The organism is Pseudoalteromonas sp. S8-8 (assembly GCF_000497875.1).
Classification (GTDB): domain Bacteria; phylum Pseudomonadota; class Gammaproteobacteria; order Enterobacterales; family Alteromonadaceae; genus Pseudoalteromonas; species Pseudoalteromonas arctica.
In genome coordinates, this window is the sequence record NZ_AUTR01000037.1 from 1 (window position 1) to 15,417 (window position 15,417).

Below are 15,417 nucleotides of genomic sequence, written 5' to 3' on the forward strand. Positions count from 1 at the left end.
TCATAGGTAGGTACTTAAGAAAAACATTAAGTACAGCCTTAAAAATTTGGCTCTACCCCATACTGAAATACTCCTGTTTTTCGATCGCGTTTGGGGTGTGCCCTAGCAGCATTTTTCCTCAGAAAGTCAAATGCTCCATTAACTGCATTTAACAATCCTTTCCTATGCTTCCTAATAATCGCTGTTAATATGCCAATCCACCAAACACCCGTTGTTTTTGCTACTGTCATTGTAGACATTTCAGTTTTGAATATCTTTTCAATACAGCCAGTTAAAAACCTTTTAAGCGTGGTTACTATTAAACTTACATAAATTAGCGCCTCTTGTAAGGTTGCGTTTGATGTTTGAAAGCCGCGTAAATTATTATAAGACTTACACTCCTTAAAAAGTAATTCAACCTGCCAGCGTAACCTATATAATTTGCCTATTTCAGTCGCTGTAAATTCATCAATAGATAAATTAGTGACTAAAAATGTATATTGTTTTTCTTTTTTTGACCAATACCCAACGACTCTTGTTAGCTTGTTTTTTATGCTAACATTCATATCAATAAGATCATTTTTAGGTAATTCGGGGAGCAATTCACATAACTTTGGGGAATGACTTCCTGTTAATTCCTGTCCATTTTGCTTAAAAGCATTATGTACTCTGACTGCTTTTAACCCCTTAGCTCTTAATACGTAAAATCCTCCTGCTTTATCTAATTCATGAATATAACTACCTGAATAATACCCTCTATCAGCAAGTAACAACTGTCCTTTCAACTCTTTAAATGTTGGAAGTTCTTCACGTTCAGAATAACTGTCTGGTGTTATACCTGCTTTTTCAAAGCAACCTTGCGTTAAATTTAAAGTAGCATGCAATTCAATCGCTGCTGGACACGTATTTGAAAATCGCCCAGGAAAAACATCTTTTAAAGAACGATGAAGCATAATAGAGCTACCGTCCTGAATTAAAATATTCTCAAACTTGAACAAATCTTTTTTCGTGTACTTAAGCGCATCATTTATCCAACAATTAAAAACTCTATTTGTTACCTCTCGCATTAGTTCAGCTAGTTCAGGTTTAACTAACTGGTTATGAAAAGGCTTATACTTAATAGACTGCCCTGTTAGCTGATTATAAACTCTTAATATTTCGGATAAATAGATCGTTTTTTTATCCCCAAGCGCAGCAACAAGACTAACAACCATATGAAATGCGGTAATATTTCTTTCTCTTTTAGTAAATGCTACTTGTTTACCAAGTCGGTTCAGTTTTTTTTCACTTAGGATACTTTTTAACTTATTAATAAAAATGTTAGCATTCATTTGAAGCTCTTTTCTTGATTCTGTGGTTTGTGTGGTAACAACCATTTGATCATGAATTGAGCTTCAACTCAATTTCTTAAGATCTTACCTATGACATGGATGTAGGTAAGGGGCGTGAGCAGGACGCGGAAGCTTTACTCGATTTTTACTTAGTCCACTAGGTTACAAATCTCGCGCCGCGATTAAGTCGCCCCTAGATTGAACAAATTACAATCCTGAAAGGTCGACAGGACCTATTAAAATTATTAGTTTTGAAACGCCGTCTAGGGTATACTAGGCGGCGTTTTTTTATGGAATACTCGATATTTATGGTTCTAGATGCTGACACAATTTCACAGCAATGTTTACCCAAACATGTTGCTATCATCATGGATGGGAACGGACGTTGGGCGCAAGCTAGAAATAGACCTCGTGTGTATGGGCATAAAAAAGGCGTAGACGCAGTTCGTCAATCTGTTCAGTTTTGTACTAAATTAGGGATACAATCGTTAACCTTATTTGCTTTTAGTAGTGAAAACTGGCGCCGCCCTGAAGACGAAGTAAACACTTTAATGGAGCTTTTCTTATTTGTTTTAACAAAGGAAGTTAAAAAGCTTCATAAAAACAATGTAAAACTGACCATTATTGGAGACTTATCACGATTTTCTGAAGGATTACGTAGCAAGGTAGACGCTGCGCATAAGCTGACTGAAAATAACACCGGGTTGCGTTTAAATGTTGCAGCTAATTACGGAGGTCGTTGGGATGTTGCCAATGCGGCAAAACAACTTGCTTTGCAAGTTGCGCAGGGCACACTAAACGCAGAAGATATTACAGAAGAGCGCTTAGCACAGCATATGAGCATGGCAGATCAGGCAGAACCTGATTTACTTATTCGCACTGGTGGCGATGTTCGTATTAGTAATTTTTTACTATGGCAAGTTGCTTATGCAGAACTTTACTTTACCGAGACACTTTGGCCAGATTTTAATGAAGCAGCATTTGCTGAGGCCATTGCGTGTTACGTTGCCAGAGAGCGACGTTTTGGTTGTACGGGCGAACAAATAAAACAATTACTCGCTCAAACCTAAATAGAATAAGGGTCACATTTTGTTAAAACAACGAATTTTAACCTCTCTAGTGCTAGCTCCATTAGCATTGGCTTTGGTTTTTTATACACCGCTTACGTTATTTAGTTACTTTGCTGGTGCAATTGTATTATTAGGCGCATGGGAATGGTCTGCATTTATGGGCCTTTGCGACAAGCTTAAACGTGCTGCCTTTGTTGTGTTTATTGGCGCTTTACTTGCCTTGCTTAATTTACATTGGCCTATTGAATCATTATGGGAAAATGGCAAGCTAGTCGGTGATGCAAATTACGTATTTACGCTTTCGTTTGCTTGGTGGATTGTTGCTAGCTATTTAATTTGGCGCTACCCAGAGATGGCTAAAGCGTGGAATGAAGGCCTAGTTATGCGCGGTATTGCAGGATTATTAACGCTTGTGCCGTTATGGCTTGCACTAAATACACTACGTAGCGCGCAATATGCTGAATCAACTCATTTTGGTTCGGTGCTTATTTTAGTGGTACTCGGTATTGTATGGAGCGCAGATGTGGGTGCTTACTTTACGGGTAAAAGTTTTGGTAAACATAAGTTAATGCCTAAAGTCAGCCCTAATAAAACAATTGAAGGGTTAGCAGGCGGTGTAGTCGCTTCTATTATTTTTGTATTAGCATTTTGTCACTTTACCGATGTTGATTTAGTTGTATGGCCTGTGTACGCGATAATGACAGCATTTATTGCGTTGTTTTCTGCGGTAGGTGATTTACTGGAAAGCATGTTTAAACGTGAAGCTGGTTTAAAAGATAGCGGTCGATGTTTACCAGGACACGGCGGTATTTTAGATAGAATTGACAGCTTAACGGCTGCTGCTCCAATGTTTGTTATGTGCTATGCGTGGACTCTTAGTTTATGAGCCAAAAGCAATTGCTGGTTATTTTAGGCGCAACGGGCTCAATTGGTTTAAGTACACTTGATGTTGTGTCGCGCAATAAAGAGTTATTTGATGTTTTTGTTTTGGCTGCAGGACAAAATGCAAAGAAAATGGCGGAGTTGTGTATTGAACATGAACCGCTTTATGCGATTATGGCTAACCAGCAGGCCGCAGAGCAATTATCTGCGTATTTAGCTAATACTCAGTGCCAAACTCTTGTTATGCACGGTGAGCAAGCAATGAGTGACTTATGTGCTCATCCTGATGTTGACATTGTAATGTCGGCAATTGTAGGTGCAGCTGGTTTACTACCTACATTAAGTGCTGTTGAAGCGGGTAAAAAAGTACTACTAGCTAATAAAGAATCTTTAGTTATGTCAGGTCAGTTGTTTATTGATAAAGTTAAACAACATAAAGCCACTTTGCTGCCAATAGATAGCGAACATAATGCAATTTTTCAATGCCTACCTTCTTCGTTACAAAATGCCAAAGGCGATCAAAAACTACAGCAACATGGCGTAAGTAAAATTTTGCTTACCGGCTCTGGTGGCCCGTTTTTAACGCGTGATATAAATACGTTAAAAGATGTAACCGTAAGTGAAGCCGTTGCACACCCTAACTGGTCGATGGGACAAAAAATATCAGTAGATTCCGCAACTATGATGAACAAAGGCTTAGAGTTTATTGAAGCTAAGTGGTTATTCAATTGTGATGCTAGTGATATTGATGTAGTTATTCATCCGCAAAGTATTATTCATTCAATGGTGCAGTACCACGATGGTTCTATTTTAGCGCAAATGGGTAACCCCGATATGCGCACGCCAATTGCCCATGCACTTGCGTATCCTGAGCGAATTAATGCGGGTGTTAAACCGTTAAACTTCTCTGATATTTGTGATTTTTCGTTTACTAAACCTGATTTTTCTCGTTATCCAAATTTACAATTAGCAATTGATGCGTGTAGTGCAGGGCAGGGCGCGACAACAACGGTTAACGCAGCAAATGAAATAGCTGTGGGCGCATTCTTAAACGGTAAAATTGGTTTTACCGATATATACAAAATAAATGCACAGACACTAGAAGCTGCAACTTACACCAATGTGCAAAGCCTAGATGAAATTTTAGAGTGTGATAAATTAGCGCGTATTAGCGCTTCAGAATTTATAACAAAAGTGGCGCATTAATATGTTTGATTTTTTTTGGAATCTTGGCTCATTTATTTTAGCGCTTGGTATTTTAGTGGCCATACATGAATATGGCCATTTTTGGGTTGCACGAAAAATGGGCGTTAAAGTGCTGCGTTTTTCAATTGGTTTTGGTAAGCCACTGTTAAAATGGCATGACAAATATAATACCGAATACGTGATTGCCGCTATTCCATTAGGCGGATATGTAAAAATGCTTGATGAGCGAGTTGATGACGTACCAGCAAATCAACGACACTTGTCGTTTAACTCTAAATCTGTACAAGCGCGTATTGCTATTGTTGCTGCGGGACCAATGGCTAACTTTTTGTTTGCCATTTTTGCTCTTGCGGTGATGTACATGGTAGGTGTGCAATCGGTTAAGCCAGTTGTTGGCAGCATAACCGAAGGCAGTCGCGCAGAGCAGGCGGGCATTATGCCTTCTCAACATATTATAAAAATTGGTGATGATGACATAACGACATGGCAAGATGCCACGTTTGCGCTTATGTCTAACTTAGGCGAAGAAAGCGTTGAAGTTATTGTTCGTGATAAAAACCTCCAACCACGCGTTAAAACGCTTAATTTAGAGGGTTGGAAGCTTGACCAGCGAGACGTACCACCATTAAGTTCGTTAGGTATTGTGCCATTTAGACCTCAAGCAACTTTAACAATTGCCGCCGTAACTAAAGACTCAGCCGCAGAACACGCTAATTTACAAGTTAACGACACAATTTTGGCTGTAAACGGTGAAACAATAAGCAATTGGCAGCAATTAGTTAATCTTATTACGCAATCAGCTAACAAATCTTTACAATTTAGTGTAAAAAGACAAGATACTATACAAGCCATTACAGTTACCCCTAAAGGACGCATTGATAATAACGGTATTGAGCAAGGCTTTTTAGGTGTTGCTCCTGTTGTACAGCAATGGCCTGATGGCTATGTAGAGACAAGACATTACGGCCCGCTCGATAGTATTGTGCGAGGCACAAAAGAAACGTGGCGCTTAATTACACTCAGTTTTGACATGATTGGTAATTTAATTACAGGCCAGGTTTCGGTTAAAAATTTAAGTGGCCCTGTGGGCATTGCAGTAGGCGCTGGAACTAGCGTAAGCTATGGGTTAGTGGCCTTTTTAAGCTTTTTAGCCTTAATAAGCGTTAACTTGGGTGTATTTAATTTATTACCCTTACCAGTGCTTGATGGCGGACACTTAATGTATTACATAATTGAACTTTTTCGTAAAAAGCCGGTCTCTGAAAAGACACAAGAGTTTGGTTTTAAAGTGGGTGCCTTGTTGCTCATTTTTCTAACATGTTTCGCTTTGTTCAATGATGTATCGCGTTTGTAGTTACAGCGTGGCAAATTACTAATTAGAACACGATTGTAAAGCACCACTAGTAAGGTGTTATGCGGTAATACAGTTGTAAAGGATAAAGATAATAAAATGGCTATAAAAAAACATTTGGCAATAACAAGTTTATTGGGTGCAAGTTTTGCAGCCCTAGGCCAAAACTCCTTTATTGTTGAAGACCTGAAAGTTGAAGGTTTGCAGCGCGTAGCACTTGGTGCAGCGCTAACACATATTCCTATTAACGTAGGCGATAATGTTGATGACTATACGATTTCAAAAACAATAAAGTCACTTTATCGTTCTGGGCACTTTGATAACATAAAAGCACTTCGTGATGGCAACAACGTTATTTTTAAAGTAACGGAACGTCCTACCATCAGCTTTATTGAGTTTGAAGGCAATAAAGACATTAAAGACGAGCAGCTTAATGAGTCTCTTGATCAGCAAGATATTCGCCAAGGTGAACCACTTGATAAAACCGTTATCGATAGTATCGAAAAAGGCTTAGTTGAGTTTTTCCACAGCATTGGTAAATACAACGCTAAAGTAGATATCAGTATTACTAAGCTGCCACGTAACCGCGTTAAACTTAAGTTAGAGTTTGATGAAGGTGATGCTGCTTCTATCCGCCAAATTAACTTAGTGGGTAATGAACTTTTTTCTAATGAAGAGCTTCTTAAACTTGCTGAATCGCAGCAAGATTTACCTTGGTGGCAGTTTATGGGTAGCGACCGTTACCAAAAGCAAACCATTGAAGGCGATTTAGAAAAAATTCGTAGTTATTATTTAGACCGTGGTTACCTGCGTTTTAATATCGACTCAACGCAAGTTTCAGTGAGCCCTGAACGTGAATCGGTTTACGTTACAGCTAACTTAACTGAAGGCGTAAAATATAAAGTTAAAGGTTTTGACTTTATTGGTGACTTGCTTGGCCGTGAAGACTTAATTAAAAGTGTTATCCCACTTAGAGCGGGTGAGCTTTATAACGGTTCTGTAGTTACTTCATCTGAAGAGTTTATTAAAAGCTACTTAGCACGTTTTGGTTACGCTAATGCTGAAGTGCGTACAATTCCAGAAATTGACGACGAAAAACAAGAAGTACAATTAACACTATCGGTTAATCCAGGTAAGCGTGTATACGTTCGTCGTATTATTGTTGGTGGTAACCAAAATACGGCAGATGAAGTACTTCGTCGTGAAATGACACAACTTGAAGGCGCATGGTTATCTAATCAAAACCTTGAGCGTTCAAAACTGCAAATTCAACGTCTACCTTACATGGAAACTGTTGATTTTAACGTAGTGCCTGTACCCGGTGTGGATGACCAAGTAGATGTAGACTTTACTGTAAAAGAGCAATCTGCAGGTAGCTTTAATGCTGGTCTTGCTTATGGTTCTTACTTAGGTCTGCAGTTTAATATTGGTGTAACAGAATCTAACTTTTTAGGCACAGGTAACCAAATTGGTTTAAACCTTAATACGTCTACAGGTTCTGAAAGCTTAAGCTTATCGTACACAGACCCATACTTTACGCCAGATGGTGTATCGCAAGGCAGTAGCATCTTTTACAGAAACTACGATGCAAGTAAATTCAGTCTTGTTGAATATAAATCGAAAAGTTATGGTTTAGGCACAAATATTGGTTTTCCAATTGATGCTGTAAATCGTGTTAACTTTGGCGCCCGTTGGATTAAAGAAGAGCTTTCGGATATTGCAGAGTACGAGCAAACGCGTGTACTTCGTGAAACATTCTTAGATCCAGATAACCCAGATGCAGGCTTTGACTTTACTAAGTATGAGCTGAGTGTTGGCTGGTCGCGTATCACCGTTAACCGTGGTTTATTCCCAACAGCGGGTTCGCGTCAAACTCTAAACTTAACAGCAACAACGCCTAACTCAGATCTTCAGTACTTTAAACTGAACTACGATTCGCGTTTTTACTGGCCTATATCAAATGACCACCGTTGGGTATTCTCAACGCGTGCAGCACTTGGTTATGGTAATGGTTATGGTTCTACAAACGGGTATGAGCAAACACTTCCATTCCAAGAGTACTTCCGTATAACGGAAATGGAACTACGTGGCTTTGACCGTAATACAATATTACCACGTGCTGTGTCGCGTATACCGCAGTCTATTCCGGGTACGCCAGGTGCAGACGGTACTACAACCGGTAGCATTGGTGGTGCATCAGAATTTGATATTCTAGTGCCACAAGGTCGTATTGGTGGTAATGCTAAAGCAGTGGCAGGTATGGAGCTAATTGTTCCTACACCATTCTTAGATGAAGAAAATACCAGCTCTGTACGTACTAGCTTCTTTGTTGATGCTGCAAACGTATGGGATACTGAGTTTAACGTAGACCGCTATCAAAACTTAGGCGTTGATGAACGTGCTAAATTAGATGACTATTCAGACCCAATGCGTTTTAGGGTTTCAACCGGTCTTTCATTACAATGGATCTCTCCAATGGGTCCAATGCTGATCAGTTTTGCGTATCCATTGCAAAAAGAAGAAGATGACGATACGAAAACCATCAGCTTTAACATTAGTAACACTTTCTAAAGGAGTTTTTTGTGAAAAAATTATTTAAATCAACAGCTGTAGCAGTTTTAGCAACGTTAATGATGGGTACTTCTGTGAATGCATTTGCACACAAAGTGGGTATTGTTGATATGCAGGAAATCTACAAGCAAATTCCTCAAATGGCTAAAATTGAACAGTCTTTACAAACTGAGTTTGCTGAACGTCGTCAAGAGCTTGAAAAGTTACAAGGCGATATTCGTTTTGAAGCTGAAAAATTTAAACGTGAAAGTACAACTATGAGCCAAGCTCAAAAAGATACTCTGCGTGAAAAAATTCAGGGCATGCAAAAAAATCTTGCTGAACAAGGTCGCCCTTTAGAGCAAGAAATTAAAGCGCGTCAAAACCAAGAGCTTGCTAAAGTTCAAGGTGTAATCATCAAAACAATTGAAGAGATTGCTAAAGACGGCGACTTCGACGAAGTTAAAGTAAAAGACACTACTATTTACTTTAACCCTAAAGAAGTGACTGATCTTTCATCTAAAGTTGTAGCCGCTGTTAGTAAGAAATAATCACTCTATGCAAAATTATACGCTTTCGCAAATTGCGGAACTTCTAGGCGCCGAACTTCAGGGTGATGGCGCTTTAGAAATAAAAAAAATAGCGACACTTGCAAATGCCCATTCTGGGCATATTGCATTTTTAGCGAACTCAAAATATCGATCGCAACTTGAAACTACTCAAGCTAGTGCTGTAATAGTAAGCCAAGCCGATGCAGAGTACTTTAGTGGCAGCAAAATTATTGTTGCTAATCCGTATGTAAGTTACGCAAAATTAGCGCAATTTATGGATACAACACCACGCTCAGCCTCGACGGGTATTCATCCAAGTGCAACTGTTCATTCAACAGCGATTGTTAGTGATAGCGCCGCTATTGGTGCTAACGCAGTCATTGAAGCTCATGCAGTGATAGGTGACAACGCGCAAATTGGTCCGAACAGTTTTATCGGGGAACGTGTTAAAATAGGTTCTGGCACTAAGCTTTGGCCTAGTGTGACTATTTATCACGATGTTGAAATTGGTTCAGATTGTTTGTTTCAAGCAAATAGTGTTGTAGGTAGTGATGGGTTTGGTTATGCAAATGAGCGCGGGCAGTGGGTTAAGATACCTCAACTTGGTTCAGTGATCATAGGCAACAAAGTTGAAATTGGTGCAAGTACGACAATTGATCGTGGTGCACTGGACAATACCATCATTCATAGCAATGTTATTATCGATAATCAGTGTCAAATAGCGCACAACGTTGAAGTTAATTCAGGCACCGCAATAGCGGGCTGCACTGTACTTGCAGGAAGCGTTACCATTGGCAAGAACTGTCAAATTGGTGGCATGGTTGCAATTAATGGTCACATGTCTGTATGTGATGGTGTTATAATTACCGGCATGAGTATGGTGACAAAATCAATCACCGAACCAGGTATTTACTCATCTGGTATGCCCCATACAACAAACAAAGAATGGCGTAAATCAATAGCTCACTTGCGTAACCTTTCAGACATGAAATCTCGTCTTAAAGCGCTTGAAGCATTGGCTAAGTCATAACGTTGAACACTAATAAGGATGCTATTTTGGCAAACGAATTAAATAGCCTTGATATTCAAGAAATTTTAAGTTTATTACCGCACCGTTACCCGATGCTATTAATTGATCGTGTTATTGATTTTACACCTGGCAAGTCTTTACATGCTATTAAAAATGTTTCTATAAATGAACCAATTTTTACTGGGCACTTTCCAAATCAGCCAATTTTTCCTGGTGTGCTAATATTAGAATCAATGGCGCAAGCAACGGGTTTATTAGGTTTTAAAACAGTAGAAAACCGTAGCGAAAACGAATTGTATTTGTTTGCTGCTGTTGATAACGCACGTTTTAAACAACCTGTAATTCCTGGTGATACAATGCATCTTCATGTTGAGTTTTTAAAAGAACGTCGCAACATTTGGAAGTTTGCTGCAGAAGCTAGAGTCGACGGCAAAATAGTGTGTAGTGCCGAAATTATGTGTGCGAGAAGAGAGTTTTAATAGTGATCCATTCTACAGCAATAATCGAACCTGGCGCTAAACTAGGCAACAATGTCTCAGTTGGTCCGTATAGTTATATTGGCAATGATGTTGTTATCGGTGATAACTGTATTATTGAGTCTCACGTTGTTGTTAAAGGGCCGTCAACTATTGGCTCTGGCAATCATATTTTTCAGTTCGCGTCTGTAGGCGAAGCCTGCCAAGACAAAAAATACAACAACGAGCCAACCACATTAATCATGGGTGATAACAACGTTATCCGTGAATGTGCCACTATTCACCGTGGTACGATTCAAGACGAAGGCGTTACTAAAATTGGTAGTAATAATTTGTTTATGGCTTATACACACGTTGCACATGACGCGGTAATTGGCGATAACGTAATTTTTGCTAACAACGCAAGTGTGGCCGGCCATGTACATGTTGGTGACTGGGTTATCCTTGGTGGTAATTCGGGTGTTCATCAGTTTTGTAAAATTGGCGCACATGCCTTTATTGGTATGTATTCAGGTGTTAACAAAGATGTACCACCATTTGTTACTACCATTGGTATGCCAGCAGGCCCTGCAGCTATCAATAAAGAAGGCATGAAGCGTCGTGGTTTCGAAAGTGATGAAATTATGGCTGTACGCCGTGCATACAAAGCATTTTATCGTAAAAGCTTAGGTGCTGAAGAAGCTATTGAGTCGCTTAGTGAAGATGCCGCAAAGTATCCTGCTGTGAAATTGATGGTCGACTTTGTTAAAAACTCAGAGCGCGGCATCGTAAGATAATTCGCGGGTTTGCTTTAAGCATTAAAAAAACCACCCTAGATGATAAATCGAAGGTGGTTTTTTATTGCCCTGCTTTAAGCTAATTCAGTTAATACTCAGGGTAATTGAGTTAGTATGCGGGTAATTTATATAATAAAAGCCGTCCTATGCGTTTACCTAAGTTAGTAGTCACTCTTTTTATTACTTCAGTTTTAGCCGCTTGTAGTAGCCAGCCTATTGTTAAATCATCTGCTGGAGAAATCACTCAAGTTGGGAAAGCATCTTTTTATGCTGATAAATACCACGGAGGAACAACCGCCAACGGAGAGCGCTTTAGCCAACAAGCCGCCACGGCAGCCCATTTAGAATTCGATTTTGGTACTACGGTGGTTGTTACCAATCTAGCCAATAACAAATCAGTCACGGTAAGAATTAACGATAGAGGCCCGTATGTGCGAGGTCGTATTATTGATTTATCAAAAAGTATGTTTAAAAAGATAGCCGACCCTAAGGTCGGCGTTATTGATGTATCAGTAAAGGTTTTAAAACCGGGTAGTTAGCGCAACATAACCAGGATAAGCCCCACTGAGCTCTTTATGAGAGCCTTGTGCGACTACTTTACCGCCTTCCAACCATACAACATTATCCATTTGAGCAAGTAGAGCGGGATCGTGCGTAATTGTGAGCACGCTCGCGTTATTCATAACATGCATTATTGCTTGCATTACCCCTTGCTTAGACTGATTATCAAGACCTTCTGTTGGTTCATCAAGAACTAAAATAGCCGGACTTTTAAGTAATGCTTGTGCAATAGCTATACGTCTAGACTGACCTTGCGACACATTACGCCCGCCAGTGCCTAATCGTGTTTTTAAACCTTCTTTTAGCTCATTAAACCAAGGGCTTAATTGCGCTAATGAGAGCGCTTCAATCATTTGCTCTTTAGTTGCATTTGGCGCGGCATAACGTAAATTTTCACTCAGTGTGCCATCAAAAATATGGTGTTGCTGGGCTAATATATTTATCACACTTGCGCGTATATCATTATTTAACGAATGTAAGTCAACAACGCTATTTTGATTGTTTAGCGTTATGCTGCCTTGTTGTAAAGGCCATAAACCAGTAAGTAGATTGACAAGCGTTGTTTTACCGCTGCCGCTTCTACCTACAATCGCTACTTTTTGCTGGGGCATTAGCTCAAAACTGATATTAGTAAGCGCTGTTTGCTCACCATATTGGTAGCTAATATTGTTAAGTGCTAGCGTGTGGTTTTGCGCGCTAAAGTTTTCATTAACGTCTACATGTGTATCTTTAACTTGTGAGTTAGCGGCTTTATCTTCAAGTGTAAACAACCGCTCTGCTGCTTTTAATACACTAGGAAGCTCTATAAACGCATTGGGTAGTAGCAATACACTTTCAAAGCTTGCCAGTACAAACAGGCTTAACATAGCAAGTTCTACATTTACCATACTGTTGGCGTAAACCAGTGGGACAATGGTTACTATGCTAGCAAGCATCGCTAATTGAACAACCAATAAGCTTAACCCATCTGAGTTTGCCAGTGCTTTGTGGCGAATAAATAATTGCTGATTGTACTGCTCGCTTAATTCGTCGCACTTATTAAGCTGCTGCGAACGGGCTTGATAAATACTAAGCTCTCTAAGGCCTGTAAGTGTATCTGAAAGCTCAGAGCGAAGTTGTGCACTAAGTTGTGTTTCTTTGTGGCTGTTTTTAGTGAGCTTTGCGCTGAGTAGGGCAGGTATAACCACACCAATAAGTATAATGCCAGTAAAGCAAATAAGGGCGACGTTGCCATTATAGGCCGACATAAACAGCATGATGATTGGCACACTTAAAAGAGCGACCAGCATAGGAAGTAAAACGTTTAAATAAAACTTGTCGAGTGCGTCTACATCGTTTTGTAATCGGTTAACTAGATCAGCGCTGCGGCTCATTGCTAAATCAACATTGTTAAGCTTGCTTAACGTTGCAAATACATTGGTACGTATTTCACTTAGTAATAAAAACGTGGCGTTATGAGTAACTAGGCGTTCGCCATAGCGCGATGCAGTTCGTACAATTGCTAAAAACCGAATCGTTCCTGCTGGAGTAAAGTAGTTCATTTGCACGCCCGCAAGACCTGCAGCCGCCATTGACGCTAAAAACCAGCCAGAAATAGCCAACAAGCCCACATTAGCTAATACCGTAATCGTTGCTAAAAATGTACCCAATAGCATCGCTTTATAATGAGGAGCACAAAGCTTTAATAAGCGAATAAAATTATGCATGCGCAACCCCTTGTTTGGCCGTTTTTAATAAATCAGAAAATGCACCATTTTGCGCTGCAAGTGCCTCAAAGTGACCTTGCTCAGCTATTTTCCCATCGTGCATAACAATGATATTGCTGGCATGTTTAACGGTATTTAATCGATGAGCAATGACTAATACTAAGTTATTTTTAGCATATTCATTAATAGCATCTTGAATAAGCAGCTCTGTTTGGCTATCAAGGTGCGCTGTAGGCTCATCAAGCACTAAAACTGGTGCTTGTTTTATGAATGCACGTGCGAGTGCGATGCGTTGCTTTTGCCCGCCAGAAAGTCCTTCCCCTTGCTCACCTATCAGTGTGTTAAAACCATCGGGTAGGGTATTTATAAATTCAAGCACACCAGCTTGCTTTGCTGCATGTTCAAGCTCTTGCTGTGTGGCAGTTGGTTTGGCCAATTTAATGTTGGCAGCAATAGTGTCGTAAAACAGTGTCGCTTTTTGTGGTATCCATGCAATGTTATTTTGCAGGTAAGTAATATCGGTTGTACTTAAACTCTGCCCATTAATAGATAGGTGGTTTATCACCTCAGGGTGAAACCCTAATAAGCAATCAAACAACGTACTTTTACCTGAGCCACTACTGCCCACAACGGCAATTAAGCCTTTATTTGGCAGTGTTAAATTTATATTTTTAATCCCTTCGTTACTATCTGGGTATATAAAATTAAGGTCGGTAATACTTATGGAGTTAATTGTATTTAAAGTTAAATTGTTTTCAGGCGTGCTTGTAGTCACTGACGCATTTTCGTCACTTGGCAGTGGTGCATTTAAAATCGCAACCATATCGGCAGCGGCACTAATGCCTTGTAAGCGTGCATGGTAATGGCTACCTAGCTGGCGCAGTGGTAAATAAAATTCAGGCGCTAAAAGTAGCACCACAAAGCCAGTAGCAAAATCAAGAGTGCCAAAAAACAGTCTAAAACCAATAATTACTGCGACTAATGCCACGCTAATAGTGGCTAAAAACTCAAGTGCAAATGATGATAAAAACGCGATTTTTAAAACATCGAGTGTAGCGTGTCTAAAATCATCTGAAATTTTAGCTATTTGTTTAAGCTCGGTACGTGTTGCATTAAATAGCTTGAGTTGAGTTAAACCTTGTACGCGGTCAAAAAAGTAATTGCCCAGTACAGCAAGTTGCTTCCAGCGTTTTTGGTTTAAAGCTTCGGCTTTTGAGCCTACTAAAATCATGAAAAAAGGAATGAGCGGGGCGGTTAATAAAAATATCAACCCAGCTTTATAATCTGTCGGAAAAATAACAACCAATATTGCCAGCGGGATAAGCGCGCTGTAAGCAGCACCAGGTAGGTATTTAGCATAATAGTCGTGGAGTGCTTCTACGCCATTATGTAGGGTATTTAATGTAGCGCCTTGGCCGTGTTGTTCTATATAGCTTGGCCCAAGTAAGCTGAGCTTATTTAGAAGTGTTTGGCGCATAGCCGATTTTATTTTAAGTGCAGCATATGCACTCAAGCGTTCGCTTAATGCTAAAAACACCGCGCGCAATAAAATAATGCCTGCTAAGGGCCATAATAAATGAGTAACTTGGGCTAAATTATTACCTTCAAACATAACGTTGTGAATAGTTTGCGCAAGTAAATAAGCACCTGCAATCATCAGTAATGCGTTAAAAGTACCCAGTGCAATGCTTAACTTTAACCACACTGCAGCGGGTTTACTTTGACGCTTTAAAAAAGCGCGCAGTGATTGCTGCTGCGCGCGATCTGGTCGGGGGTTAGTCGTCATCTTTTGTGTTGTTAGCATCGTTTAATAAATCGTGCATGGCTTGTTCATCATCAGCAATGCTGTTTTTATTTTGATGAAATTCGTACCACATTACATTTATTACACCTAAGGTACAGGCCAAAAGTACACCTAAAATCCAAGCGAAATACCACATAGTTTAGT

General features: G+C 39.8%; 14 protein-coding genes. 10 read left to right on the forward strand and 4 right to left on the reverse strand.

The window, feature by feature from the left end; translation table 11 throughout:
* Positions 1-38: 38 nt before the first annotated feature.
* Positions 39-1,310, reverse strand: a complete 1,272-nt coding sequence (locus L659_RS0112290) for an IS4 family transposase (protein WP_024590080.1) — start codon at positions 1,308-1,310, stop codon at positions 39-41.
* 290 nt (positions 1,311-1,600) lie between these two features.
* On the opposite strand from L659_RS0112290, the gene L659_RS0112295 reads away from it, so the two are divergent.
* From L659_RS0112295 to L659_RS0112340, 10 genes are all read left to right on the forward strand, one after another.
* Entirely contained in the window at positions 1,601-2,380 is a 780-nt protein-coding gene (locus L659_RS0112295) for an isoprenyl transferase (protein WP_007580985.1), read from the forward strand.
* Positions 2,381-2,399: 19 nt separating this feature from the next.
* Complete coding sequence (locus L659_RS0112300; protein ID WP_007580986.1) at positions 2,400-3,266, forward strand: phosphatidate cytidylyltransferase; 867 nt, start codon at positions 2,400-2,402, stop codon at positions 3,264-3,266.
* Entirely contained in the window at positions 3,263-4,468 is a 1,206-nt protein-coding gene (ispC, locus tag L659_RS0112305; RefSeq protein ID WP_024590724.1) for a 1-deoxy-D-xylulose-5-phosphate reductoisomerase, read from the forward strand. The genes L659_RS0112300 and ispC overlap by 4 nt, the downstream gene beginning before the upstream one ends.
* Position 4,469: 1 nt before the next feature.
* A complete protein-coding gene (gene rseP / locus L659_RS0112310) occupies positions 4,470-5,822 on the forward strand; it encodes a sigma E protease regulator RseP (protein ID WP_010553745.1) in 1,353 nt (450 codons plus the stop codon).
* Positions 5,823-5,918: 96 nt separating this feature from the next.
* Positions 5,919-8,390, forward strand: coding sequence for an outer membrane protein assembly factor BamA (gene bamA / locus L659_RS0112315; protein ID WP_007580991.1), 2,472 nt, complete (start codon positions 5,919-5,921; stop codon positions 8,388-8,390).
* A gap of 11 nt (positions 8,391-8,401) precedes the next feature.
* On the forward strand, positions 8,402-8,920 hold the full coding sequence (locus tag L659_RS0112320) for an OmpH family outer membrane protein (RefSeq protein ID WP_007580993.1): 519 nt from the start codon (positions 8,402-8,404) through the stop codon (positions 8,918-8,920).
* Positions 8,921-8,927: 7 nt separating this feature from the next.
* Positions 8,928-9,950: a UDP-3-O-(3-hydroxymyristoyl)glucosamine N-acyltransferase gene (gene lpxD, locus L659_RS0112325; RefSeq protein ID WP_007580995.1), complete on the forward strand. Its 1,023-nt coding sequence runs from the start codon at positions 8,928-8,930 to the stop codon at positions 9,948-9,950.
* Positions 9,951-9,976: 26 nt separating this feature from the next.
* Entirely contained in the window at positions 9,977-10,429 is a 453-nt protein-coding gene (fabZ, locus tag L659_RS0112330) for a 3-hydroxyacyl-ACP dehydratase FabZ (RefSeq protein ID WP_007580997.1), read from the forward strand.
* Between the two features lie 2 nt (positions 10,430-10,431).
* Entirely contained in the window at positions 10,432-11,202 is a 771-nt protein-coding gene (lpxA, locus tag L659_RS0112335) for an acyl-ACP--UDP-N-acetylglucosamine O-acyltransferase (RefSeq protein ID WP_024590725.1), read from the forward strand.
* A gap of 146 nt (positions 11,203-11,348) precedes the next feature.
* Positions 11,349-11,741 carry a septal ring lytic transglycosylase RlpA family protein gene (locus tag L659_RS0112340; protein WP_024590726.1) on the forward strand — a complete coding sequence of 131 codons (393 nt, stop codon included), beginning with the start codon at positions 11,349-11,351 and terminating at the stop codon, positions 11,739-11,741.
* On the opposite strand, the gene cydC is transcribed toward L659_RS0112340, so the two are convergent.
* The 3 genes from cydC to cydX are packed head-to-tail and all read right to left on the reverse strand — an operon-like array spanning position 11,724 to position 15,409.
* On the reverse strand, positions 11,724-13,469 hold the full coding sequence (cydC, locus tag L659_RS0112345) for a thiol reductant ABC exporter subunit CydC (protein WP_024590727.1): 1,746 nt from the start codon (positions 13,467-13,469) through the stop codon (positions 11,724-11,726). The genes L659_RS0112340 and cydC overlap by 18 nt on opposite strands.
* Positions 13,462-15,255, reverse strand: coding sequence for a thiol reductant ABC exporter subunit CydD (cydD, locus tag L659_RS0112350; RefSeq protein WP_024590728.1), 1,794 nt, complete (start codon positions 15,253-15,255; stop codon positions 13,462-13,464). Before cydD ends, cydC begins: the two co-directional genes overlap by 8 nt.
* The gene (gene cydX, locus L659_RS0112355; protein WP_002958303.1) at positions 15,245-15,409 is read right to left on the reverse strand and encodes a cytochrome bd-I oxidase subunit CydX; all 165 of its coding nucleotides are present in this window, start codon (positions 15,407-15,409) and stop codon (positions 15,245-15,247) included. The genes cydD and cydX overlap by 11 nt, the downstream gene beginning before the upstream one ends.
* Between the last annotated feature and the right edge of the window lie 8 nt (positions 15,410-15,417).

Excerpts from the sequence above, each read along its gene's own strand:
- cydX (WP_002958303.1), bottom strand. The coding sequence starts at position 15,409 with ATGTGGTATTTCGCTTGGATTTTAGGTGTACTTTTGGCCTGTACCTTA.
- cydC (WP_024590727.1), bottom strand. The coding sequence starts at position 13,469 with ATGCATAATTTTATTCGCTTATTAAAGCTTTGTGCTCCTCATTATAAA.
- rseP (WP_010553745.1), top strand. The coding sequence starts at position 4,470 with ATGTTTGATTTTTTTTGGAATCTTGGCTCATTTATTTTAGCGCTTGGT.
- L659_RS0112295 (WP_007580985.1), top strand. The coding sequence starts at position 1,601 with ATGGAATACTCGATATTTATGGTTCTAGATGCTGACACAATTTCACAG.
- L659_RS0112290 (WP_024590080.1), bottom strand. The coding sequence starts at position 1,310 with ATGAATGCTAACATTTTTATTAATAAGTTAAAAAGTATCCTAAGTGAA.
- bamA (WP_007580991.1), top strand. The coding sequence starts at position 5,919 with ATGGCTATAAAAAAACATTTGGCAATAACAAGTTTATTGGGTGCAAGT.
- L659_RS0112340 (WP_024590726.1), top strand. The coding sequence starts at position 11,349 with ATGCGTTTACCTAAGTTAGTAGTCACTCTTTTTATTACTTCAGTTTTA.
- ispC (WP_024590724.1), top strand. The coding sequence starts at position 3,263 with ATGAGCCAAAAGCAATTGCTGGTTATTTTAGGCGCAACGGGCTCAATT.
- cydD (WP_024590728.1), bottom strand. The coding sequence starts at position 15,255 with ATGACGACTAACCCCCGACCAGATCGCGCGCAGCAGCAATCACTGCGC.
- lpxD (WP_007580995.1), top strand. The coding sequence starts at position 8,928 with ATGCAAAATTATACGCTTTCGCAAATTGCGGAACTTCTAGGCGCCGAA.